The sequence below is a fragment of the Cohnella sp. GCM10020058 genome (genome assembly GCF_042683485.1).
In the GTDB taxonomy this organism is placed as follows: Bacteria; Bacillota; Bacilli; order Paenibacillales; family Paenibacillaceae; genus Cohnella.
On record NZ_JBHUJV010000016.1, the window covers coordinates 96583 to 121161 of the forward strand.

General features: G+C 60.0%; 17 protein-coding genes. 3 read left to right on the top strand and 14 right to left on the bottom strand.

Translation table 11 applies throughout. The features are described 5' to 3' along the window. Positions 1–4: 4 nt before the first annotated feature. Positions 5–835 carry an amidohydrolase family protein gene (locus ACFSR7_RS26905; protein ID WP_378166986.1) on the bottom strand — a complete coding sequence of 277 codons (831 nt, stop codon included), beginning with the start codon at positions 833–835 and terminating at the stop codon, positions 5–7. A gap of 148 nt (positions 836–983) precedes the next feature. Here ACFSR7_RS26905 and ACFSR7_RS26910 point away from each other — a divergent pair, with 148 nt between their 5' ends. Beyond that, positions 984–1847 (top strand): AraC family transcriptional regulator, encoded by an 864-nt coding sequence (locus ACFSR7_RS26910; RefSeq protein ID WP_378166988.1) that lies wholly within the window; start codon positions 984–986, stop codon positions 1845–1847. Between the two features lie 65 nt (positions 1848–1912). Here ACFSR7_RS26910 and ACFSR7_RS26915 read toward each other — a convergent pair whose 3' ends face one another. From ACFSR7_RS26915 to ACFSR7_RS26965, 11 genes are all read right to left on the bottom strand, one after another. After that, positions 1913–5140: a glycoside hydrolase family 2 TIM barrel-domain containing protein gene (locus tag ACFSR7_RS26915; protein WP_378166990.1), complete on the bottom strand. Its 3228-nt coding sequence runs from the start codon at positions 5138–5140 to the stop codon at positions 1913–1915. A 4-nt stretch (positions 5141–5144) separates the two neighbouring features. Beyond that, positions 5145–6644 (bottom strand): four-carbon acid sugar kinase family protein, encoded by a 1500-nt coding sequence (locus ACFSR7_RS26920; RefSeq protein ID WP_378166992.1) that lies wholly within the window; start codon positions 6642–6644, stop codon positions 5145–5147. A gap of 6 nt (positions 6645–6650) precedes the next feature. Then, a complete protein-coding gene (locus ACFSR7_RS26925; RefSeq protein ID WP_378166994.1) occupies positions 6651–7967 on the bottom strand; it encodes a ribulose-bisphosphate carboxylase large subunit family protein in 1317 nt (438 codons plus the stop codon). Further along, on the bottom strand, positions 7964–8647 hold the full coding sequence (locus ACFSR7_RS26930) for an aspartate/glutamate racemase family protein (RefSeq protein ID WP_378166996.1): 684 nt from the start codon (positions 8645–8647) through the stop codon (positions 7964–7966). Before ACFSR7_RS26930 ends, ACFSR7_RS26925 begins: the two co-directional genes overlap by 4 nt. Before the next feature lie 16 nt (positions 8648–8663). Beyond that, positions 8664–10388 (bottom strand): glycoside hydrolase family protein, encoded by a 1725-nt coding sequence (locus ACFSR7_RS26935; protein ID WP_378166997.1) that lies wholly within the window; start codon positions 10386–10388, stop codon positions 8664–8666. A gap of 16 nt (positions 10389–10404) precedes the next feature. Further along, the gene (locus ACFSR7_RS26940; RefSeq protein WP_378166999.1) at positions 10405–11994 is read right to left on the bottom strand and encodes a response regulator transcription factor; all 1590 of its coding nucleotides are present in this window, start codon (positions 11992–11994) and stop codon (positions 10405–10407) included. A 66-nt stretch (positions 11995–12060) separates the two neighbouring features. Then, a complete protein-coding gene (locus tag ACFSR7_RS26945) occupies positions 12061–12879 on the bottom strand; it encodes a carbohydrate ABC transporter permease (protein WP_378167001.1) in 819 nt (272 codons plus the stop codon). Further along, on the bottom strand, positions 12879–13748 hold the full coding sequence (locus tag ACFSR7_RS26950) for a carbohydrate ABC transporter permease (RefSeq protein WP_378167003.1): 870 nt from the start codon (positions 13746–13748) through the stop codon (positions 12879–12881). Before ACFSR7_RS26950 ends, ACFSR7_RS26945 begins: the two co-directional genes overlap by 1 nt. 118 nt (positions 13749–13866) lie before the next feature. Beyond that, positions 13867–15219: an ABC transporter substrate-binding protein gene (locus ACFSR7_RS26955; protein ID WP_378167005.1), complete on the bottom strand. Its 1353-nt coding sequence runs from the start codon at positions 15217–15219 to the stop codon at positions 13867–13869. Positions 15220–15303: 84 nt separating this feature from the next. Further along, entirely contained in the window at positions 15304–17163 is a 1860-nt protein-coding gene (locus ACFSR7_RS26960; RefSeq protein WP_378167007.1) for a cache domain-containing sensor histidine kinase, read from the bottom strand. A gap of 128 nt (positions 17164–17291) precedes the next feature. Continuing rightward, on the bottom strand, positions 17292–19928 hold the full coding sequence (locus ACFSR7_RS26965) for a glycoside hydrolase family 78 protein (protein ID WP_378167009.1): 2637 nt from the start codon (positions 19926–19928) through the stop codon (positions 17292–17294). A gap of 270 nt (positions 19929–20198) precedes the next feature. On the opposite strand from ACFSR7_RS26965, the gene ACFSR7_RS26970 reads away from it, so the two are divergent. Continuing rightward, positions 20199–21263, top strand: a complete 1065-nt coding sequence (locus tag ACFSR7_RS26970; RefSeq protein ID WP_378167186.1) for a LacI family DNA-binding transcriptional regulator — start codon at positions 20199–20201, stop codon at positions 21261–21263. A 33-nt stretch (positions 21264–21296) separates the two neighbouring features. On the opposite strand, the gene ACFSR7_RS26975 is transcribed toward ACFSR7_RS26970, so the two are convergent. Then, positions 21297–22280, bottom strand: coding sequence for an AraC family transcriptional regulator (locus ACFSR7_RS26975; RefSeq protein ID WP_378167011.1), 984 nt, complete (start codon positions 22278–22280; stop codon positions 21297–21299). 135 nt (positions 22281–22415) lie between these two features. Between ACFSR7_RS26975 and ACFSR7_RS26980 the strand changes: the two genes are divergently transcribed. Further along, positions 22416–23831, top strand: a complete 1416-nt coding sequence (locus ACFSR7_RS26980) for an MFS transporter (RefSeq protein WP_378167013.1) — start codon at positions 22416–22418, stop codon at positions 23829–23831. A gap of 267 nt (positions 23832–24098) precedes the next feature. Here ACFSR7_RS26980 and ACFSR7_RS26985 read toward each other — a convergent pair whose 3' ends face one another. Further along, entirely contained in the window at positions 24099–24563 is a 465-nt protein-coding gene (locus tag ACFSR7_RS26985; RefSeq protein WP_378167015.1) for a hypothetical protein, read from the bottom strand. Positions 24564–24579 lie beyond the last annotated feature (16 nt).

The following is a 24579-nucleotide window of genomic DNA, read 5'->3' on the forward strand; positions in this document are numbered from 1 at the left end:
CGAATTACAGCCGGTAAAAGGCCTTGGCGTTCAATCCGAACAGCTTCTCCCGCTCTGCGTCTCCCCACGTGTCGGGCAGCGCGCGTTCCAAAATATCGACCACCTCGTCATACCCGGCCGCTAGCAAGCAAACCGGCCAATCGCTGCCGAACATGACACGATCCGGACCGAAGCAAGTCAGCACATGACGCACGTAGGGGATAAATTGCTCAGCCTTCCAGCTCCCGTGATCCGCTTCGGTGACCATGCCCGACAGCTTGCAATATAAGTTCGGGTACGAAGCCAGCTGATCGATCTGACTTGCCCAAGGGTCCATCAAGCCCTCGGCGATACGCGGTTTGGCGATATGGTCGATCACGCCGTGCAGGCCCGGCACCTGCTTCACCAGTTCAAGCAGCGGCTCGAGCTGATCCGACTTCACGAGCAGGTCGACAGCTGCGCCTTGTTCCGCGTAAGTATGCAGCGCCTCGACGTACGAAGGAGCGAGAATGACGCCGGCGTCTGGCATGTCCTGGATCATGATGCGGAATCCGACGAACTTCGTATACCGGGCGAATCTTTCGTAGTGGGCGGCATGCCGGTCGTCCGACAAATCCAAAAATCCGACGACGCCTAAGATCGATTCGTCTCGCTCGGCGAGCGACAAAAGGTAATCCGTCTCCTCCGGCGTCGGCGCCGCTTGAACGGCGATCGATCCGTCCAGCCGGTGGGCTTCCAAGCGAGGCTTCAGATCATGCGGTAAGAAGTCTTTATACAAAACCGGAATTTCCGGCGTGAGCCAGCCATAGTCGCCCCGATCGATCTTCCAGTAATGCTGATGCGCGTCGATTCTCATAGGGTAGCTCCCTTTTGGGTGAGGTGATATAACCGTTCTCTATGTTTATTTTAGCATTCGAATTAAAATGTAAAATGGCTTCTGCTTGCAATTTTATATCCTTTTTTGATATTTTGAAAAGAAATCGACGAACGCAGGTGCAGACCGCATGAAGCCTATTTTCAAACCGTTTAACGCCTCGCCGAATTTCCCCTTTTCGTTCGTCTACAAAGACACCAAGACCAAGCAGCGCGAGCTCCCCGACCATTTGCACGACTGGTACGAGCTGGTTTACGTTCACGGCGGCAAAGGGACGTTTTTTATCGATCGCACGTTCTATGACATGCAGCCAGGCAGCCTCTTCCTCATTCCGGCCAATACGATCCATCGCGCCTTCCCCGATGCGGAAGATCCGGTCACGTCGACCGCGTTATTTTTTAACCCGGCATTGGTCCAGACGCCGTCATTTGGCGAGCCGTTCTCTTATATGCAGTGCTTTGAGTGGAGCAGGCAGTACCGGATGCACGAATTGAAATGCAGCTTTGCCTTGCGGGAAGGGTTCGAGCGGCGCCTGCAGGAGATCGACGATGAACTGAGGGCTTCCGAGATCGGTGAAAGACACGCCGTCTCGTTGTTGGTTCAGCGGATCTTGCTGGCCGTCCATCGGGAGCTCGGGGTGGCCGGAGGAGGGGAAGCAAGTCCCCCCTCTGCGATCGGGCCGCTCTGGATGCGGGACGCGCTGCTATACGTCGATGAGCACTATTCAAAAGAAATCGGACTTCGCGAGCTGAGCAAGCGAGCGGCCGTCAGCCCTGCGCACTTCAGCCGGGTATTCAAGCAAATGACCGGTATGAACGTCACCGGCTTTATCGCCGCGAAGCGCATCGTCAAAGCGAAAGAGATGCTGCTCGGAACGGATCAGAATGTCGCGCAGATCGCCGCCGCATGCGGCTTCGACAGTTTGCCCCACTTCCACCGGCTGTTCAAGCGCATCGCCGGCGGGACGCCTGCCGCTTACCGGCGAGGCCCATGATGGAATGCAGCAACGCAAAAAAGAACAGTCCTGGATCTGACGTTCAATCCAGGACTGTTCTTTTATTATCCCCTTCTTGCGGACAGGACGACCGACAACAATCTGCGTTCCGACGCAGGCAGCAGGTACTTCTCCAGCGTCGGGGCATAACCGCAGCTATGGTTGCCGAGCCCGCTCTGCGCGGCATCCAGCTTGAGGATCGTCTCCTGGAGCGGCGCCAACTCATGTCTATGCTTGGCATTCGCGAGATCGGAGGTTGCGTAATGGTGAGCGCTGACATTCATGGGCGAGCGATTCGCTTCGGTCAGAAGCCCGAAGCCGTCGGCGTCCTCGCAGCGGACCCAGCGGACGTCCGCCTTGTTCCCATTCTCCTGCGGCTTGATGTAGGGTACGTACTGCTCCGCAACCGAACCGGCATAAACGCCGAGCTTGCCGCTCTCCTGCCGGTCGGCATAGCATTCGTGCGGACCTCGTCCGAACCAGGTCAGCCGGTCGAGCTCGCGAGGCAGGCGCAGCTCCAGGCCGAAGCGGGCCAGCGGCGGCAGATCGGAGCGCAGCGCCTCGAGCTTCGCTTCGACGAGCAGCTCGCCCGCTCCGTTCACCGTGTAATCAAGGCTTGCCAGAAAAGCTGTCCCCTGGCCTCTCGCGCCGAGCGCGAACTCAGTGCGTAGGCGAATCGCTCCGCTTCCGTCCAGTCGTTCGATCGCGGCGTGACGTAGATCGTGCGTATGCCGGTCGTATCCGGCCGCGAGCCACGTCTTCGCCAGATGCACGTCGTTGTCTACCGGCGCGCGCCAGAGGTTTACGGACGGACCCGAAAGCAGCAGCTCTCTGCCGCCGCTTTTCCAGCTCGTCAGCTTCCCTTGGTTCAGATCGAATACGAACTCGTCGTTCTTTCCCCGCACGACGGCCAGGCGTTCTGAAGCACCTGCCTCATTTACGATCAGAAGCTCCGGAGGCGGCGGGACCGGCGTGTCGGAAGCAGCGGCGCTGACGATGCCCAGCGGCAGATCCGCCCACGCGATCTCGAAGCCTCGTTCGGCCCAAGGGGTCCCTTCTCGAAGGAGAAAACGAACGCGCAGCCAGTACTCGCCGGATTCCGCCGGCAGCTCTGCCTTCGATGCGAGGCGAATCGACTCGCGCTCGCCGGGAAGCGTCCGGAAAAGAGGCAGCTGCCCGCTCGACAGCGACGCTCCTTCGCGATAGAGCGTCCATTCGCCTTTCAAATGCGACAGCGTCAAGAAGTCGTACCGATTTTCCAAAACGAGCTCTCCCGTATCTTCATTCCAATTAATGACTTTGACGGGCTCGATCGCCTTTTTGTACTCCAGCAAAGACGCTTTGGGCGTGCGGTCCGGGAAAAGCAGCCCGTCCAGGCAAAACGATCCGCTGTGCGGTTCATCGCCGAAATCCCCGCCGTACAAATAGACCTTGCCGGCTGTTTCGTGCGACGCGTCCGAAGACGGAACGGCCGGCGGCTCGGTATCCGACTTGGCGCCCTTTCCCCTATTCATGCTGGCCGATGTCTCCGCCACCTCGATCGCCATGTCCGCCCACTCCCAGATCAGCCCTCCGAGCAGGCGCGGATACGCGTAGATCGCGTCCCAATATTCCTTCAGGTTACCGGTCGAATTGCCCATCGCGTGGCCGAATTCGCACATCAAGTAAGGTCTGGGGTCGTCCTTGAGTCCCTCCTCGACGATCGTCCCGACCGCGGGGTACATGCTGCTGACGATGTCGACGACCGGCGCGTCGTAGGCGCGTTCGTAGTGAATCGGCCGCGTCCCGTCCTGCTGTCTGACCCATTCCGCCATCGCGTCGTGATTCGGACCGTAGCCCGACTCGTTGCCGAGCGACCAGACGATGACCGACGGGTGGTTTTTGTCTCGCTCGATCAGCCGTCTCGCCCGCTGCACGAACGCTTCTCTCCACGCCGGATGGTTGGCTAAGTAACCCTCGTCGCCGACAAAATGAAAGCCGTGCGTCTCCAGGTCCGCCTCGTCGATGACGTACAGGCCATACCGGTCGCACAGGTCCAGCCATCTCGGATCGTTCGGATAGTGGGACAGCCGGACTGCGTTGATATGATGCCGTTTCATGAGCAGGACGTCCTCGAGCATCGCTTCTTTCGTCGTGACGTAGCCGAGGCGAGCGTCGAATTCGTTGCGGTTGACGCCTTTGACGACGATCGGCCGCCCGTTGACGAGCAAGCGTCCCTCTGCGATCCGGATATCCCGGAAGCCGACCGCGATCCGCTTGACCTCCGCGGCGCGGCCGTCCTCGTCAATGACCTTCAATAATAAGACGTACAGGTTCGGCGTTTCGGCCGACCAGGGACGGGCGCACGCGACAGGCTCGCGAAGCCGAAGCTCGCGGGATTCGCCCGGAAGCAGCAAAGACGCGAGCGGCCAATCGGCAGCATGCGCGACGTTCCCCTCCGGGTCTACCAGGAAGGCTTCGATTCGGCCGCCTCTCGCCTGATCGCGCGACAGATTAGAAATTTGCAGGCAGACGTCCAGCTCTGCGGTCTCTCCGTCCGGTCGCCAGCTCGTCTTGACGAATGCGTCCAGTACGGTGACCGCCGGCAGCGACAAGAGGTACACGTCCCGGAAAATACCGCTAAGACGCCACTTGTCCTGACTCTCCAGGTAGCTCCCGTCCGACCATTGGTAAACGCGGACCGCAAGCAAGTTTGAACCAGGACGAAGCGCGTCCGTCACGTCGAACTCGGACGTGTTGTGACTTCCTTGCCCATAGCCTACGAAGCTCCCGTTCATCCAGACGTGAAAGGCCGAATCGACCCCTTCGAACGACAGCCGGACGTTGCGCCCCTCCCACCCATCGGGAACGACAAACGCGATGCGGTAGCAGCCGACCGGGTTATTCGCCGGTACATGCGGGGGATCGATCTGAAAAGGATACGGACAGCTCGAGTAATGAGGCGTGCCGTAACCGTGCATTTGCCAGTTCGACGGGACCGCAAGCAAGTCCCAGCTATCGTCCGCGTAGTCGACGCCTTCGCATTCGTCGGGAACGGCGGACGGCGATTCGAAATAACGGAACCGCCAAGTGCCGTTCAGCAGCAGGAAATAAGGAGAAGCCTCCCGCTCGCTTGCCATCGCGTCGCCTGTCCCGCCGTATGGAATGAGATCCGCCCTTGGGGGCTCGGCATTCCGCTCCAGCACCGCCAGATTCGCCCAGTCGGGCTGGTTGCCGGACGCCGCCTGCTTCATGCGGTTTCCTGTCCGGTCATTCAGAGGCTCGTTCATCGGCACAATCATAGGCTCGTTCATCCGCTCATACGCCGCCTCTCCTTACGCGTTCAAAAAACCGCTCTCCGCCGACCTGCCCGCCCTTCAGCACCAGCTCGAGTCTATCCAGCCTCGCATCGTCGGCATATGCGCGGCACAAGGGCACGCCCGGCGCCAGCGTTTGAAGGCACTCAAGCGCATAAATGCCTAGCGCCCTGGTGACGTAGCCGGACGTATCGCCCCCCGCGACCAGAATGCGCGTAAGGCCCGCTTGGACGGCCAGCGTACGGGCCAGCCGTCCGAGCTCCGAGCCTAGCAGGCGGCTGCTGTCCTCCGGTCGAAGCCCCTGCGCAGTCAGCGCCCGCCGCAGCTCGCCGATGCTTGGATCGTCCGGTCCGCCGGCCGAATACAAGATTACGCTTCGGCCATCGTCCAGCAGCGCCTTCGCTTCCGAGAGCAGCCGCGTCCTCGCTTCTTCCGCCAGTTCGGGTCGGATCAGCGCGAGCGCCGGTATGCGGATCGACGCGAAGCCGTCCGCTTCGGCTTGGGCGATCTGCTTCGCGGTCGCGGGCGAGCAGCTGCCCGACACGACGAGCAGGCGATCGACCGGCTTCGCGGCGCCGGCGACGGATGCTCCCGCATCGCCCCCGACCGCGTCGCTATCGGATCGTTGCGCGTTTCCGACCGGCCGCTCCTTGTTGCCCGCGTTCGGCAGCGTGCCAGACGCTCGCCAAGCCGCTCCAAGCGCATACTCCACGCCCGAGGAGCCGATCACGAACAGCGGGCTCTCCTGTTGCAGCGCCTCTTGCCAGATTAATTGTCCCGCGACGGCCAGGCGCTTCTCATCAAGTACGTCGAACAACAAGAGGTCGGGGCTCTCTTCGGTGAGGACCCGCTCAAGCCGTTCGCCCGCTTCGGCTGCATCGCCGTCCAGCGCGACGATATCCAGCAAGGAAGCCTTGAGCGAGGTCTGTCTCGCCAGATGAACGCGCAGGTCCGATTCGTCCATCGGCGTGACAGGATGCCGAGACATCGTCGGATGCCGATCGAGCCGGAACACCTCGCCGCCCGGCGCCGCCGAGAAATGATGGCCGAACACCGTATAGCGTCCCAGATAGGGCACGCCGGCGAGCACCGGCACGAAGCGCCCGCCGAAAACGGCGCGTCCAAGCTCCGCGGCCTTGCCGATGCTTCCCGTTTCCGGCGACGAATCAAACGTGGAGCAAATTTTATAATGCACGACGGCCGGACCGGCCTCCTTCAAGCGCTCGAAGATCGGCGGCAGCTCGCGCGCCATCTCTTCCGGCGAGAGCGAGCGGCCGACGCCGGCGATGCCGAACGCGTCGAGCCCGGCGAGCATCTCGCTCCTCACCGTGCCCGATGCTGCCCCTTCGTCCGGCGGATCCAGGAACAGAACCGTCCGCAGCCCCTGCCGGAACAGCGCCTCAAGCACGTCCGTCGATCCGGTGAAGTCGTCTCCGTAATAACCGATCAGGGGCCGCTTGGCGCAGCCCCCTTCTTCATCGCTACGATCCGATATACGCATGCTGTCTCAGCCCTTTCCGTACTTCTCGATCGCGCGTGACAGCTCGGGATGGGTCGTCGCGTACGTCTCGAGCGCGATACCCGCCGATGCCGCTTCCCAGCCTTGGCGCATGCTTGCGAAGCCGGCGGCGGGGCCGTCCGGGTGGGCGAGCATGCCGCCGCCCGCGAGGTGCATCACGTCCACGCTGCGGATGGCCTCGTACGTAGGCGGAGCTGACCCCGCCCACTGCGCCGATGAGACGACCGGCACCGTCTCGTAGCCGCCGAACAGCGGGCGCGCGCACGCTTGAATCGAACGCACGACGGATTCGTTGCTCTCGTAGAATTTGCTGTTCAGCCCGTTCACGTGCAGATGATCCGCTCCGGCCAGCCGGCACAGCTTCTGGAAAGCGGCGAACTCCATGCCGAGCCCCGGACTGCGGGTGAGCATGCCCCATTGATTGCGGTGCGCGTGGATCGGAACCTCGCTGTAGCCGTTCAGGTGCGCGAGCCCCGCGAAGCCGATGCTCATGACGCTCGCCATGACGCAGTTGCCGCCCGCTTCAACGACGACGTCGTGATGGCGGCGCATCTCGTCGATGTCGCCGGTAATGTTGAACGCGTACATCGTCTTCTTGCCCGTGGCGTCCGCCGCGCGCTCGATCGCGTCCATGACCGCCCGGACCTTCTGTTCCAGAGGGAGATAAGGCGGGTTGGCGTTCAGCTCGTCGTCCTTGATAAAATCGAGTCCGGCGACGGCCAGCTCGTAGACGAGGCCGCCGAGTTCCTTGGCAGACAGGCCGACGCTCGGCTTGACGATCGAGCCGAGGATGGGCCGCCCGTAAACGCCGGTCAGCCTGCGGGTGCCGGAGAGACCGAACTTCGGCCCCGGGTACCGCCGGGCAAAGGCGTCGGGCAGCTCGATATCGAGCAGCCGCAAGCCGGATAGCTCCTGCAGCTCGAACAGGTTACCCGCGATCGCGCTCATCAGGTTCGGAATCGACGGACCGAAGTTGACGATCGGATACGAAACGGTGATCTTGCCGCGCCGGTAGCGTCCGTCATGGCCGGCAGGCGGCTTGGCTCCGGGAAGCAGCGGTGCCGAAGCCTCCTCCAGCGGCACGATCTGCTCGATCCGCGCGCCGTGACGCTCCTTCAGCGCAGCCGTCTCCCCCGGCACGGCCGTGAAGGTCCCGGTCGATTGCTCGCCCGCGATCACCTCCGCCGCTCGCGCGAGCGTCCATGGCGTCTCGACGAAGTATTCCGCGACGACTCGCTCCGTGCCGCCGGCCGGAGCCCCCGACGCCGAAGCGCCTCCCGGCTTCCCGTTCCAGACGCCGCTCATCGCGAAGCCTCCTCCGCGCGTGCGAGCCGTTCCAGCGTCTCGCGCACTTGCTCGACGCCGAGGCGCGGGCTCGACAGCACCGGCTTGCCCGTCGCTTCGGCCAGCTTTCCCTCCATGCGCGCCATCGAACCTTGCGCGAGCACGATCGCGTCCGCATTGCCGGCCACCCGCTGCGCCGTCTCCAGAATGAGCCGGTCGTGCTCCTCCGGGCTTCCGTCGTTCAGCGCTTTGAACGCGCCCGCAGCCAGGCCGTTCACCAACGCGACGGCGCGCCCCGCAGCCGTTGCCTCCTTCTCGATCAGCCTCATCGTCGGCTCGAGCGTCGAAGGAAGCGTCGCCAGCACCGCGATCCGGTCATAGCTCGTCGCCGCCTTCGCCGCCATCGCCTCGTCGATCTTGACGATCGGCACGCCGATCTGCTTGCGCGCGTCGTCCGCCGCTTCGCCGACGGACGAGCAGGTGTTCAGAATGACGTCGGCCCCGAGCTCTTCTCCGTTGTGAAAGTATTGCACGAGCCTTCTGGCGACGCCCGGCGGTACATGCCCCGCCTTGACGACGTCGCCGATCAGGCTGTCGTCGATAATATTGACCAGCCGGACATCCGGCAGCAGCTCCTGGAACACCTTTTTCAGCGGATCGGCCAAGCCTTGGCCCGTGTAGACGGCAACGACCGTTTTCATCGTCCGTTCTCCTCCCTCACCATACGAATTCATGCTCCAGCCGGCGCAGCTCGCCCTCGCGCATCGGGGCCGCGTCGTACACCTTGCGTCCGGAATAGAACGGATGCTTCGTGCCGCGCGGCGTAATGCCGACGACGTCGTCGCCGCGCCATTCAGTCGCGAACGTCTGGCCGATCGCCGTCTCCACCGTCGTGCGCTCGGATAACGGGAACGTGATCGTGATCGTTTCCCCCGCGAACGCCTCGTTCAGCTGCAGGAAGACCTCTTTCACCCAACGGCTCGGCTCCGAGCCTCGTCCTTCCGATACCGCTCCGTTGCGCTCCCGCACGATGCGGACCTTGGCGAAGCCCGCCCATTCCGGAATGCGAACCTGCAGCGAAGGCAGGTCTTTGTTCACGCGAAGCACGACTTTGCCCTCGTGCGGTAAATACGACTCGACGTCCAGCCAGATCGAACCGCGGTTGAGCAGGAAGTTGACGCTCACGTTGCCGTCCTTCTCGGTCACCGTATTGCTCCAGCCCATATAGAGGCCGCGCGTGCCCGAGCCCAGGCAGCAGATTTGCAGGTCGTTCGTATGCCCGCGCCCATGGTTCACGTCGCAGCAAAAGTCGTTCGGCGCCGAATACCCGGCGAACGCGCCGCGCGTGCTGGCGGCTACGTTCGTGTAGCTGATTTGCCCGGCGACATTGTGAGAACGGTCGTCCGTTTCCTTCACCCAATCGAGCTCGAGCAGCTGCGATTCGGTCAGATGGTTGCGGATGAAGCGCTCGACCGTGCCCCAATACTTCGTATAGCCGCTCTTCGCGAGCGTAATGCCCGTGGCGATCAGGTCGACGAGCGAGCAAGTCTCGTGCTCGTAAGCCTGCTCCTTCATATCGCCCGGCGTCCAGCCGAAGGCGGTGCATTGCGTCAGCGCCCAAGCGTAGCTCTTTTCCGCGAACGCGATCAGCGAAGCATCCCCGGTGAAGGCGCCGAATCTCGCGATCGCGTCGAGCGTGCCGAGACGGGTGTGGAAGTGGCCGCTGCGGTAGGCGAGCGCGTCGTTGAAGCTGCCGTCCTTGTTGAACACGCCGCTGCGCTCCACGATGAGCGCGACGAAAAACCGGCATAGCTCGAAAGCGTCGCGGCTCCCCGTCAGCTCATGGTACTTGAGCAGCGGCATGACAAGCCGGCCGCAGAACGCCGCCGGATCGGGCGCCAGACGCAGCAGCATCGCGTTCGCGGACGGCCAGCCGCCTTCCTTGTATTCGGAGGCCGGATAGTACCATACCTCGCGCTCCTTGATCGCGATCCGCTTCAGCGCGGCGACGTGGCGGTCGGCCGCTTCCTTCACCTTGGGGTCTCCCGTCGCCATGTACCAGGTCGTCAGCGACAGGATCACCGCGCGCTGGTCGATCAGGTTAGCGTTCGGCTCCCAGCCGAAGTTCGGGTTTTCCTGCCGGTAGCTAAGTCCGTCGTCTTTGAAGAAGGTCATGAAGTTGTCGCGGTAGCGCTGCTCCGTCTCCGCGCCGAACGTCTCGCCGGACATATGCCGCGCCAGAATCATGCCGTCGATCATGCGGCCGTGAGAGGAGCCGAAGTCCCAGTCGCCGTGCGTCAGATTGGCGGGATCGTTCATCAGGTTCGCCGCGAAAAACGGAATGCCGCCGTATTCGGGATCGGCCATGCCGGCCATCGCGTTCAGCGCGTGACCGGCCCTCTCCTCGAGCGTCAGCGTATCGGGTATCAGTCGTCGTGTCATGGCAGGTTCGCTCCTTTTATTTGCTCGCGCATTCGGCTTGGCCCCGGAATTCCCCGATCGTCTTGCCCGTTTTCTTTTTGAAAATCTGGCTGAAGTACCGGTAGTCCTCGTAGCCGACCATCTTCGCGATTTCGTAGTTTTTGTAGGCGGGAATCTTCATCAGCTCGATCGATTTATGAATCCGGTAATCCGTCAGGTAGTCGACAAACGTATGGCCGGTCGTCTTCTTGAATAACCGGCTCAAGTAATCCGGGTTGACGAAGCGCGTCTCGGCGATCTGCTGAAGCGATAGCGGCTGATCAAAGTGGGCTTCGACCATCTTCACGATCTCCCTGACGAGACGTTCGCCCTGCTTGCCTCCCGCCTGGCTGCCGTTCGACAGGATGGCGGGGATAATCTCCCGCTCGAACAGCTCACTTGCGGAGACGGGATCGTTGCGCTGCCGGATCATCTCGGAATAGGCGAGCGGGTTGCGGCCGCTGACGCTCTCCAGGCTGCAGCCCGAGAGCTGAAGCTGCTTTTCGATCGAATGGACGAGGATCACCGCGTTTCTCTGCATTCCCTCGACCGTCGTTTCGGCTGTCGCGATGTGATCGAACACCCGTCCGAAAAGCTCGCTTGCCGTCTTGCCGCCTCCCATTTGAAGCGCGAGAAGAAAAGCTTTCTCCGCCTCGTGCGGATACGACAGCATCGCTGAAGACGCCGCCCCGCCGTCGCGGGCCAGCCTAACCTTACCGAGCTCGCTCAGCTTCCGGCCTCCGAGCGCCTCCCTTGCCGCCCGGCAAGCGTCCTGCAGATGCTGAGGACGCAGGCTTGACGAGCCGCCCGCTCCCAGGCTGAACGTCGCGCCGGCGGCTTCACTTAGGAGACCCCGAATCTCCGCCAGCAAGCGGCCCAGCTCTCCGCCGAACGGACGCGTCGCGCCGATCGCGCCGACAAACTCGGCGCGTCCGTCCGGACCCGGCGTCAGCGCGAACGTCCAGTCGCCGCCCAGATGGAATGCCCGCGTCTGCCCGAGCCGCCCGCGCGCTTCCTCAGTCACCTTCGCCATGTCCGGCTGATCTTCGCGGTAAGCATCCGCTTGGGCGACAAACACGATGCAGGCTCCCTCCGCCCATCCGTGCGGCGGCATCGCCGGCTCGCCGTCCGCGCGCCTCGTCAGGGCTGCGCGCAGCCAGCCGCCCTCCTTGTCGTCGCCGGCTTCGGGAGCTTCCGCCCGCTGTGCCTCTCGCCGCTCCAGCTCGGCGAGCGCCTTCTCCAGCACGGAAGCGAGCTCCTCCTTCTTCACCGGCTTCAGCAAATAATCGAACGCCCGGTGGCGGATCGCTTCCTGCGTATATTCGAAGTCGGAGTAGCCGCTCACGACGATCGTCAGCAGCTCCGGCAGCTCGGCATGCAATTTCCCGAGCAGCTGCTTGCCGTCGAGCCCCGGCATCCGCATGTCGAGGAACATCAGGGCTGGCTTCACCTCGAGCGCGAGCTCGTAGGCGTCCTGGCCGTCCGCCGCTTCGCCCGCCAGTTCAAGTCCGAAGCGTTCCCACGGGATGAGCTGAATGAGTCCGCGCCGAATCCACTTCTCGTCGTCGACCACGAGAACTTTGCGCATGTCGCTAAGCCCCCTTTCGTCGATGTATCGTGCTGCCGGCTATCCGTTCTTTTTCCCGGCGATCGTTCAGCCCTTGACCGAGCCCGCCGTCAATCCGTCGATAATGTAGCGCTGGAGCAGCAAGTACACGAGCAGGATCGGGGCGATGACGATGACCATGAAGGCGAACACGACGCCCCAGTTCGTGTTGTATAGCGAGACGAAGTTGAAAATTTGCAGAACGATCGTCCACTTGGTGCTGTCCGTCATGAGATAGAACGGCCCGAAGAAATCGTTCCATACCGATACCATGACAACGATCGTAACCGTGACGAGCACGGTGACGAGCAGCGGCAGAATGATCCGCCAGTAGAGCCGGAAGTATCCGCAGCCCTCCAGCAGCGCCGCTTCGTCGAGCTCCCGCGGGATCTGCTTCATGAAGCCGACGAGCAGGAATACCGCGAACGGCAGCAATACCGCGGTGTAATACATGACGAGACTGAAGTAGGTGCCGCGTATATGCAGCTCTCCCATCAGCCGGATCGTCGGCACGATCGATACGGGGACGATCAGCCCCATGATGAACGTGAGGTAGGCCGATCGCATGAACCGGTCGTCCCGCCGTTGAATAACGAACGCCGCCATCGAAGCGAACAGCGTCACGCAGACGACGACCAGTCCCGAGATGAGGAAGCTGTTTTTGAAGCCTCGCAAAATGTTGCCTTTATCGAAAACTTCCTTGTAGTTATCGAAGTTCCACGTAGACGGCAGTCCCATTCCGAACAGGGCGGATTCCCGGATCCCCTTAAAGGAGTTGACGAGGATCATGTAGAACGGCACCAAAATGACCAGCGCGCCGAGGAAGACGATGGCGCTGACGAACGTTTTGCGGCCCCGATGCTCCATTACATCTCCACCTCCCGCTTCTTCAGGGCCATCAGCACCGGTACGCCGACGACCGTCACGAGGACGAACAGCACCAGGTTGATCGCCGTCGAATACCCCATTTGCCCCATGCTGAACGTGCTGCGGATGTAGGTGTAGAACACTTCGGTCGTATAGCCGGGCCCGCCGTCGGTAAGCACCATGACCATCTCGAACACTTTCATCGAGCCGATGACGGACAAAAGGACGTTAACCGTGAACGAAGCGGCCAGCAGCGGGAAAACGATATGCCTGAACCTGCGCCAGTAGCTGGCCCCGTCGATCGAAGCGCTCTCGGTGAGATCCTTCGGTATGAACTGCAGTCCCGCCAGATAGACGACCATCGCGAAGCCGGCCACGCGCCAGATGTCCGTGGCGATAATGGAGAAAAGCGCCCACTTCGGGTCGTTCAGCCAGTCCTGGCCGAGCGAGCCGAGGCCGATCCAGCCGAGCGCCTCGTTCACGATGCCATGCTCCGGATGGTAGATCGCGCGGAACACGTAGCCGATGACGATCGGGGCGATGACATACGGCATGAAGAAGATCGTGCGGAACAGGTTGCGCATTCGGATCGCTTCGTTCATGAGCAGCGCGAGCCCGAGGCCGACCGCGTTCTGAAGGAGTGTGACCGCGGCGGCGAAAATCAGTGTATTGGACAAGGCCTTCCCGAGTCTCGGTTCCCCGAACAGCGCCTTGTAATTGTCGAATCCGATAAACGAAATCGAGTCGGCGTTGACGTTCCAGTCGGTGAAGCTGTAGTAGACGCCGATCACGGTCGGCGCGATGAAGAACAGCAGAAAAACGGACAAGGCGGGGAAGGAAAAATAAAGCGGATATTTTCGTCTCTCCATGAGGTCTCCTCCTTGGCTTCCGGCGGCCGCTTGGGGCGTTCGTCCACGGCATTTCGCTGATACCGGTGGCGGGGGGCTTCGGCCCCCCGCGCGCCATGACTAGCCGCGTCGACTTTACTTAGAAGCCGGCGAGCACCTTCGCTTTACCGTCTTTCTGATAGTTGTCGCTGAACTCCTTGATCGCCTTGTCGATATTGCCGTCGAGGAAAAAGTTTTGCAGCGTCTTGGAGAAGTCCACGAAGGACGGCGTCAGTCGGTTCTGGATATTGACCTTGGATTTGCCGTCGTCAATGTATTTCTTCACGTCTTCTTGAACCGGATAAAGCTCGCTGGTCGCTCCCTTAAAGATCGGGATCCCCGGTTTGTTCGCGTAGAACAGGTCGACGTTTTCCGGTTGGAGCATGAACTTCACGAGCTCGATCGCCTCGGCCGCATGCTTCGCCTTATCCGGCACCATCAGCTGGTTCGGCGGCGTGATCATCGCCGTGCCCGTATCGGTCGCGGACGGGAACGGGAAGAAGCCGACGCTCTTCGCGACGAAGTCCTTGCCGAACTTCTTCTCGAGTTGGGCGATGATGCCGTCCAGCATGAAGGTCATCCCCACCTTGCCTTCGCCGAACTCGTTCTGCAGCTCGTCGTACGTACCCGACATGACGTTGTCCTGGTACAGGCCCAGCTGTTTAAGTTCCTTCTGCTTCGCGAACAGATCCTTCAGCTCCGCGATGTCGGACAGCTTCAATTCGTTCGAATTGAGCTTCGCCACGCCTTCGTCGCCGATCGCCGGATCGACCTGCGTCACCCACCCGGTGTAATAGAACACTTGAGGCGGCCATGCATCCTTGACGCCCTCGTAGAACGGGGTAACGCCGGCGGCCTTGATCTTCTTCGCGATCTCGACCAGGTCCGCGTAGTTCGTCGGCGGGTTGACGCCGGCCTTTGCGAAGACGTCTTTGTTGTAGAACACGCCCATCATGCCCGTCGACCCGTACGGTACGCCGTAAATCTTGTCGTCCTGCACTTGCGCCTGTTTGATGGAATCGATCACGTTGTCCCACACGCCGGCCTCGCCGGACCATTCGTGCAGCGTCTCGTCCGCTCTCAGCTTCACGTATTGCTTCGTTCCCGGCTGCATAAGGAACAGATCCGGGAAGTCTCCCGTGGAAAACCGCGTCTTGATCAGATTGTCGTAGTCGCCGCCCGGCAGCGCTTGAAGCTCTACCTTGTTGCCCGTCTTCTGCTGGTAGGCGTCGAAGATCTTCGTGAACGCCGTCGTATCTTCTGTATTCGAGATTACGAAAGTCAGCGTGACCGGATCTTTGGCCGGCTTGGCGCTGGACGCTCCGCTAGCCGACGGGGACGATACGCTGCCCGCGTTACTATTAGTGTTACCGTTGCCACCGCCGCACGCGGCCAGCGCCGCCGCGCTTACTGCCAGTACCATGACCGATGCTAATGCTCTCGACTTTTTCATTCGAGCAACCCCTTCATCTCGTAATCGCTTACAACTTGATTATAGGGAAGCGCTTTCTTCACTCCCATTCATGAAATCGACCGTTTATGTTGAATATTCCGACCTTGCCTGCGGCAGCGTGGAATCTCTGCCGTTCGGGAGAATGAGCGTGACGCTGGTGCCGACGCCCTTCTGGCTGTCGATCCGAAAAGACATGCGCTCCGCGAAGCGGATCGCGTATCGCGTATAGACGTTGCGCACGCCGATGCCGCCTTCGGCGGCCGAATCCGGCCATACCTCCCGGTGCAGCTGCCAGTTCAGCTTCGCCCGGAGCTCGCCGAGGCGCGCGTCGGAAATGCCGACCCCGTCGTCCGAGACGGTGAGGTGAACGCCGTCAAGCTCGCTATGAGCGGCGATTCGGATCGTTCCCTTCCCGCGCTTGCGTTCAATGCCGTGGAACACGGCGTTCTCTACGAGCGGCTGCAGCGTCATCTTGAGCAAGGGAAAACCGTAAAGTGCCTCTTCGATGTCCTGTTCGTAGACGATTTTATCGTCGAAGCGGATCCCCTGAATTTTCATATAGGCGTCGATCTGCTCCAGCTCCTCTTGGAGCGTCACGATCTCGTCGCGGTTCCTCGTATTGTAGCGGAACATGTCCGCGAGCGCCTGCGCGACCTCGCCGATCTCACCGACCTTGTAGTAGTCCGACATGGCGCGGATGCTGTCGAGGGTATTGTAGAGAAAATGAGGATTGATCTGGGAGTAGAGCATCTTGAGCTCCACCTCCTGCAGCTTGATCTGGTTGACGTACTTCGTCTCGATCAGCGTCTGCAGCTCGTCCTGCATGGCGTTGAAGTTCGCGGCGATGCGCCCGATCTCGTTGTTCGGTCCGACCGCCACCCGTTCGGAAAAATCGCCGCGCTTCAGCCGGTTGACCGTCTTGTAGAGGTTGAGGATCGGCTTCGTAATGATTCTTCCGAAAAGGACGGACAACAGAAATGTAAACGCGAACGCGACCAAAGCGGTATAGAGAACGGTCGTCTTGATGCGGTCGAGCGGACCGAAAATTTCGCTTCTCGGCATGACAAGTACGATCTTCCAATTCGTATAGTCCGATCGGGTATAGGAGGCGAGCATATCCTCGCCGCCTTTCGCGAACCAGAACTTGCCTTTCGGCCCATTCGCCCGCTCGACGAGCTCGGATTCGGACGCATCGTCGGGCAAGGTTCCGGAAGCATACACCGTCTTGTCGTTCTGGTCGAAAACGACGATTCGGCTGCCGGCCGACAGGTCGTCGCTCTGTCCGATCGTCCGAAACAGCTCGTCGTTGTATTCGACGCGGACGACGATAAATCGCTCGGGATTGGAGAAGTCCCGGATCAGAATGGACGACGAATAAGCCGTGTTATCCGCATCTATGCTGCCGTCGCCGACGCCGCGCCCCATGAAGTACACGCCGCCGTCGGCTGCGATCGTCCGCAGGAACCAGTCGGCATTGCGGATTTTCGCTTCGGACGGCGGCTTGAAGTCGTCCGAAGCGCCCAGCAGCTCGCCGGTGCTGTAGTAGATCTGGAAACGGCTGAAGCCGCGGATCGGCGTGGCGTTGAAGCTCTTGAGGTAGAGGTTCACGAGATTCTGGCGGAACAGAAACTTTTGCTGCTCGCTCATCTCGGCATAGGCGTTGATGCCGTCGATATATTGCTGGTCGTAATAGGGGGCGAGCAGCAGATTGCGTTTGCTGTGGAAGTCGTTGTCCATGTTGTTCTCGATCTGGCCCACGATCTGGGAACCCGCCGATTCGATCCGATCGGCCATCGTCTGGTAGGAAATATAGAAGGAAGCCGTGCCGACGAGCGCGATGCACAGCAGAATGACGATAAAATAACTAAAGAGCAGCGTCGTACGGATCTGGGAGAACCAGGAACGAACCCTCCCGATGATCCATCGACCGGCGTTCGTTCCCATGTGGCTTCTCCCTCTCTCCGTGCTTCTCTGCTCTTGAATGTCTTTTCTTTATACCATTCCCTTCGATTCACATTCAAGAGAATCGAAGGTTCGGATACAATTGGCAGCGTCTTGGCTATCAAACAAGATTAACTTTCAAATTGGCTGACGAACGCGTACGAGCCCGCTCCAAGCTCGAAGCTCGTTTGGCCTTCTACGGCCGGCTCGCCGTCCGCGACGATCCCGCTTCCCGGAACGCGGACGACTGCCGTCGCGTTCGCCGGCACCGTGACGCGCAGCTTGAAGCTGCCGTTCGCGTCCAGCGTCCAGGAAGATTCGTACGTGCCGTACAGCGAATCGAAGGAAGCTTCGACCGCCGTGATCCGGCCGCCCGGGCGGGGCTGAATGATTGCGCGGCGGAAGCCCGGGGCCGAAGGGTCGGCCTCTATGCCGCCCATATAGCGGTACATCCATTCGCCCACCGAGCCGAGCGAGTAATGGTTAAAGGAGTTCATCGACGGCGTCTGGAAGCCGCCATGCTCGGTCCAGCCGTCCCAGCGTTCCCAGATCGTCGTCGCGCCGTGCTTGATCGAGTACATCCAGGACGGGAACTCTTCCTGCGTCAGCAGACCGTATGCGACGTCCAGCCTTCCGTTGTCCGTCAATGCGGGCAGCAGGTAGCCGACGCCCAGGAATCCGGTGGATAGCCGGCCGCCGCGGGCAGCGATATTTTCGGCGAGATGGCCGATCGCCAGCTCCCGAAGCCGATCTGTCAGCAGGTCGAACTGCAGGGCGAGCACGTACACCGTCTGCGTTTCTCCATGAATGCGTCCGTCCTCCGCGACGAATGCCCGGCGGAACGCGTCCGCGATGGCCTGATGCAGACTCGCGTACGTCCCTTCGTCGTCGCGTTTGCCGAGTGCGCCGGCGATCCGGCTCAGCAGCTTGGCGCTGTAGGCAAAGTAGGCCGTCGCCAGCACCTCGTTCGGCGTATCCGCCTCGATCGACAGCCAGTCGCCGTAGTTCGCATAGGCGGGGCGGATCAGCCCCTTGCTGTTCGTCCGCAAATACGCGACCCAGCGTACCATCGCTTCGTAGTGCGTTTCCAAAATACGCGTATCCCCGTACATCAAGTACAGCGTCCACGGTATGACGACACCCGCGTCGCCCCAGCCCGCATTGTCCGGTGCGAACCAGTTCAGCCTCGTATTCCACATCTTGTGCCGGATCCAGCCCGCGTCCGGCGCCACGTCGGTGAACGCGCCCGACGGCTGCTGGCAATCGATCATGTCCCACATGAATTTCGTGAAGAACCGGGATACGTCCATGTTGTACGAAGCCGTCCGCGCGAAAATCTGGGCATCGCCGGTCCATCCGAGCCGTTCGTCTCGCTGCGGGCAGTCGGTCGGTACCGAGAGGAAGTTGCCCCGCTGTCCCCAGGAGATGTTCGAGATCAATTGGTTGACCATCGAATCGGACGTCCGCAGGCTTCCCGTCGGTCGCGTGTCGGAATGAACGACTTTGCCGACGATCGTATCCAGGCCGGGCTCGCCCGGGTAGCCGATCAGCTCGACGTAGCGGAATCCATGGAACGTAAAGTGCGGCTCGTACCGCTCTTCGCCTTCGCCTTTCAAAATGTAATGCTCTTGCTGAACGGCAACGCGCAGGTTGTCCAGATAAAGCGAGCCGTCCGGATTCAGCATCTCGGCATGGCTTAGCGTCACTTTGGTGCCCCGCGCGCCGCGCACGCGCAGCTCCGTCCACCCGACCATGTTTTGCCCCATATCGTATATAAAAGTGCCTTGCTCCGTCTTGCGGAGCGATATCGGCTTCATCTGCTGGGTCACGCGGATCGGAGGCTCGATCGATGCGGTCAATTGGCCGTTATAGCCCGCGCGAACGTCCGGACGCTCCCAGCCCGAGTCGTCGTAGCCGGGTTGATCCCACCCCGTCAGCTCCAGCCGCGCGTCGTACGTCTCTCCCTTGATCATGTCGGAGTAGACGATCGGCCCCTTGGCCGTACGCCAGCTGGCATCGGTCTCGACGGACTCGCGGCTTCCGTCCGCATATTCGATATGGAGTTGGAGGAGCAAAAAGGGGCGTTCCCCGTACACGTGATTGCCGAGAAATCCGACGGTCCCCGCGTACCAGCCGTCGCCGAGCACGGCTCCGATGACGTTGTCTCCTTCATTTAGCCATGGCGTTATGTCGTAGGCTTGCGTCTGCACGCGTTTGTCGTAATCGGTAAAGCCCGGGGCGAACCAATCGCCAAACCGGCGGCCGTTGATATGCAGCTCGTACAGCCCGAGCGCGGTCGCGTAAGCCGTTGCCCGACGAACTTCGCCGCGTATCCGGAATGGTTTGCGAACGTATGGCGACGGTTGGAGCTCTACGTTCGGCTGCGCCTTGCTGCCGATCCAGGATCCTTTCCATTCATCGCGAGAGAGGAGCCCCATCGTCCAGAAAAAGGCGTCGCTCCAATCCGAAGCGATGGCCTCGCGGTTCCAGGAGCGGACTTTCCAATAGTACTGCCCTTCCGATCGAAGAGGCTTTCCCGCGTAAACGATGTGCGTGCTCAGGTCGGAAGCGACCTCGCCGCTGTCCCACATGTTCCCCTCGTCCCTAGCAAGCGCTTCCAATGACGAGGCGACCAGAATGCGGTAGGCGGATTGCGATGCGCCTTTTTCATCCGATTGCAGCTTCCAAAAGAAGCGGGGCTCCTTTTCGTCAAGGCCTAACGGATTGACCATGTACTCCGTTCTTCCGTCTGTAACTTGCCATTTCATTTCCATGCCTCCAATGGAATTAATTTTAGTTATTTGTTAAGTTAAACGCGTTTTGTTAAGTTCAAATTTTAGTTTAATGATTATAAGGCCATCCTATCACCATCCAGAATAGACGTCAATATAGCGTGCATGTTAATCATACGCTCACAAAAAAACTTAAAATAACTAAACAAAACAAAACTAAACTAAACAAATCACAAACAACTTGTTTTCTTAAGTTAAACTTATTAGACTAAACTTAACATTCATAGAGGAGTAATAGTCGTGAAAATGGAGGACATCGCGAGGTTGGCGGGCGTCTCGAAAGCCGCCGTCTCTCTTGCCTTTAGCGGCAAGCCGGGCATCGGAGACGAGACGAGAGCACGCATTCTGAGCATCGCCGGGAAGTCAGGTTATAAGCCAAGAAGGAGCGTGGAAACGCAGGAGGCAGCGGCGATTGCCGAAGCGGCTCCCCAAGACGCGCCGCCTACGCTGCTGTTTTTGGTCATCGCGAACGCCGGTATCGTCACTTCCCATTATGACCGGCAGCCTTTTTTTCGCGAGCTCATTCACTTTCTGGAGCAAGGATCCCGCGCCGGCGGCTTCTCTCTGCTCATCTCGGCCATCGATATGTCGCGCTTCGACGAAGACCTTCGGACCATCGCGGACGTCCACTCGGATCGGGGGGTTATTCTGCTTGGAACCAATCTGGACAAAGCGACCTTATCCCGCATCGCGGAGCGGCTGCCTAAGCTCATCGTCTTGGACACTTGCTTCGAGACGCTCCCGATCCCGTTCGTATACACGAACAACGTGCTTGGTGGATACCAAGCCGGGACCTGGCTGTGCGGTGCCGGGCACCGGACGATCGGCTACGCGGCGTCGGACGTTCGCATCCACAACTTCGACGCCCGTCGGCGGGGATTCGACGATGCGATGCGGGAATGGTCGCTATCTGTACCGGCCGAGCATGAATTTTCGGTCGATCCGATGGTGCCCGCTCCGCAGGAGGCATTCCTCAACCGAATCGAAAAATTGCGGAGCGACGGAAAGCCGCTGCCGACGGCCATATTCTGCGAGAGCGATTTTATCGCGATCGGCGTGATGAAGTCGCTTGCGGAGCTTGGCATCCGGGTTCCCGAGGACGTATCCGTCGTCGGTTTCGACGATATCGCCGAAGCGGTCATCGTATCGCCGGAGCTGACGACCGTGCGCGTAGACAAAGAAAAGATGGTCCGCAGCGCCGTCCGGCTTGCGACCTCGCTTCGCGATTCGCCATCCGTAGGCGGCATCAACATCTCCGTCGCCACCGCCTTGATCGCGCGCAGATCGAGCGGTGCGCCGCCTTCGGCCTAAGCGCCTTAAGCTTGACCTCCCCCGCATGATGCTTCAGTCCGCAGCGGTTCCGGTCCACGGGACGGCTGAATTGCGCATCGCTTTGATATCCTGAAGCGGCGGCAGACCGAACAATCTTCGATATTCCCGATTGAATTGCGACGGACTGTCGTAGCCGACGGCCAGCGCAGCCGTCGTCGCACCGACCGGCCCGCTCAGCATCAGGCGCCGCGCCTCCTGAAGGCGAAGCTGCTTCTGATACTGCAGCGGGCCGATCGTCGTGATCGCCTTAAACTTGTGATGCAGTCCGGAGACGCTCATGTTGCAGGATTTGGCGAGCTCCTCGACGGTGAACGACCGCGCGTAGTTTTCCTTGATCCACTGGATCGCCATGCCGACGCCGTCCGCCCGTTGGTCGAACAGCACCTTTTGGAAAAACAAGTGGCCGGAATCGCCCGACAGCAAATTAAAAATCATTTCCCGCTTGAGCAGCTCGGACAGGAAACGAACGTCGTTCGGCTTGTCGAGCAGCTTCAGCAGCCGCGAAAAGATGTCCAGCAGCTCCGCATCCGACTTCCCGATAAAAGCGCCCTTGGTCAAACCCTTTTCTCTGAATTCCGCTCCGATCCCCGCCTCCATGACCACGGAAGCGATCTCCTGCGTCGTAAAGTCGATGCGCAGCCCGATATACGGCGACTGCTCCGTAGCCCCGACGACTTGCGAGGAGGCGGGTATGTCGATCAGCGATGCCAGGTAATCGCCCGCCGAGTAGCAGTACACTTCCTGTCCCAGGTAGAGCTTCTTCCCGCCTTGAAGAATCAGACAAAAAGAAGGCGTCAAAACGCCCGGGCTTCGCTGCGTTTCCCGGCTGTGCTTCACGATGGAGAAGTACGGCACGACGGTCGACGTACGTCCTTCTGCCAACGGATTCCGATCGGTTAAGGACAGAAGCTGGTCCAGCGCCTTCTTATGAATGGACACCGGCTTATCAAGCGTCGCGCTCGTATCCGCTCCCGACTCCGGCATAATATCGATCAACCTCCTTCAAACCTCCAACTATCATATTGCAGCTTTAGGCAATTTTCAAGCAGGAACGATCTACTTCCCGCTCCCGCTTCCATCCATAATACGTATCAGAGCCACACATTCTATCGGGGAAAGGAACATGCTTACATGATGCAATCAAAAGGCGTTATATTAACGATTATCATTGCGTGCCAGCTGCTCGTCGTACTGGACGCCTCCGTAATGGTGACGTCGATTCCCGAGATCGGCCGTTCGCTGCATATGTCGACCGTCAGCTTGACCTGGGTTCAAAACAGCTATATTTTAGCCTTCGGCGGATTTCTGCTGCTGGGCGCCCGGGCAGGAGACCTGCTGGGTCGCAGAAAAATGCTCGGCGCGGGAATCGGGCTATTTACGTTGACCTCGCTGCTCGCGGGATTAGCGCCGACTGCCGAAATTTTGCTCGTTTCCCGGGCATTCCAGGGCTTTGCGGCCGCGCTGGCCACGCCGGCTGCGCTGGCCCTGTTGTCAGCCACGTTTACGGAGGAAAAGGAACGGTCCCGGGCGATCGCGATGTACAGCGCGGTTGCAGGTGCAGGCGGCGGGATCGGACTGCTGCTCGGCGGATTTTTTACCGACTTTATTTCATGGCGCGTCGGCATGTTTATCAATGTACCCATCGGCATCGTTTTAATGTACCTGGTGTGGCGTTATGTGAAACAGTCGGAGACGAGGACCGGCCGGTTCGATTTATGGGGCGCGTTGACGTCCGTCATCGGCATGACCGGGCTGGTTTACGGCTTTGTCCAAGCCGCGGGTCAAGGCTGGGGTTCGGCGGAGACAGGGATATGGCTCGGCACCGGTATCGTGTCGCTGACAGCCTTCGTGCTTGTCGAAAAGCGTGCGATCGAACCGATCGTTCCGCTGCGATTGTTCGCGAGCCGCCAACGCTCGGGGGCTTACCTGGGCAGGTTTCTGCTCGTCAGCGGCAACTTTTCGCTCTTTTTCTTTATCCCGCAATATTTGCAAAATGTGCTTGGCTTCGGTTCGCTTGAAGCGGGCTTGGCCTTCCTGCCCTTTTCCACGGCACAATTCGGCATGATGTTCCTGATGCAAAGCCTCGTTCGCCGTTACGGCAATAGAAAATTATTGTTCGTCGGCCTGCTGCTGGCGGTTCTCGGGACGCTCTGGATGAGCCGGACGATCGCCATGCAAACGGCGTTTTTCCCCCAAATGTTTATCCTGATGACCGTCATGGGAATCGGGTCCGGCTTGATATTCCAGCCGCTCACCGCGCTCGGACTCTCGGACGTAGACGCTCGAGATTCAGGCGCGGCCTCGGGTCTGATCAATGTCGCGCACCAGAGCGGCGCCTCGCTCGGCTTGGCGGTTCTCATCACGGTATTTAACGCGTCGATGCATGCCGATCAGCTTTCCAAAGTACAATTCGCGCATGCCGTATCGCACAGCTTGCTCGGCTCAGCCGTCTTTCAGGCATCCGCCCTGACGGCGTCGCTGCTCCTGTTCAAAGCGGCGCGAGCGTCGGACCGGAGTCCGGGTCGAATCAGTGCGGGTAGGCGCTAATCCGTTCAGGATTCGAACTGATCCGTGATGTCCGTCCATTCCGTCCCATCGGGCAGCTTCTGCAAGCCCCAATATTCGAGAAATATTCGAATGGCTTCATCCTTGTCCCTCGTCAAAAAGCTGTAATGCTGTTCCGTCTGTACGCTCCAGGCGCAGTTCGACGTTGATCTCGCTTTCTGCCTCCGGAGACGGCGCAGCCTGCAAATACACACTTCCGTCAATAGGAACACTCGGCTCGATGACGATAAAGTCATCGGGCTCGGCTTTTTAAAAGCGATCGTCTATTTCCCACTCATCGCCGATCTTGACGATCGAATACGAAGTTTGGTCCGTTTCATCGTTTTCCCATTCTCTCGTTACGAAGATCTCCGCGCCCGGACCCTTCATATCATAGCTTTCGACTCGATATCCTGTTAAATCGTACGTTCGTGGTTCCAGATTTTTCAGAAACAATTTCATTTCTTCGATACTTTTAGAATTGGAAGCATCTCCGGAGCACCATAGATAAACGTTTTTAACGAAATCCTCGGTAGCGAACTCGCTCCAATTCTCAACATGATTAAAACTCGCAAAATAATTTTCAATCGTACGATTTAATTGTTCATTCGGCGTAAGCTCGCCCTTACGTTCGACCTTGACCTCTTCCTGCGGAGATTCTGCATTTATACGACAACCGCAAAGCATAATAACCAAGGCAAAGAAAGGTAAGAAAAAAGCGATTCGCGGTCTCATGGCTTCACCCCCTCTT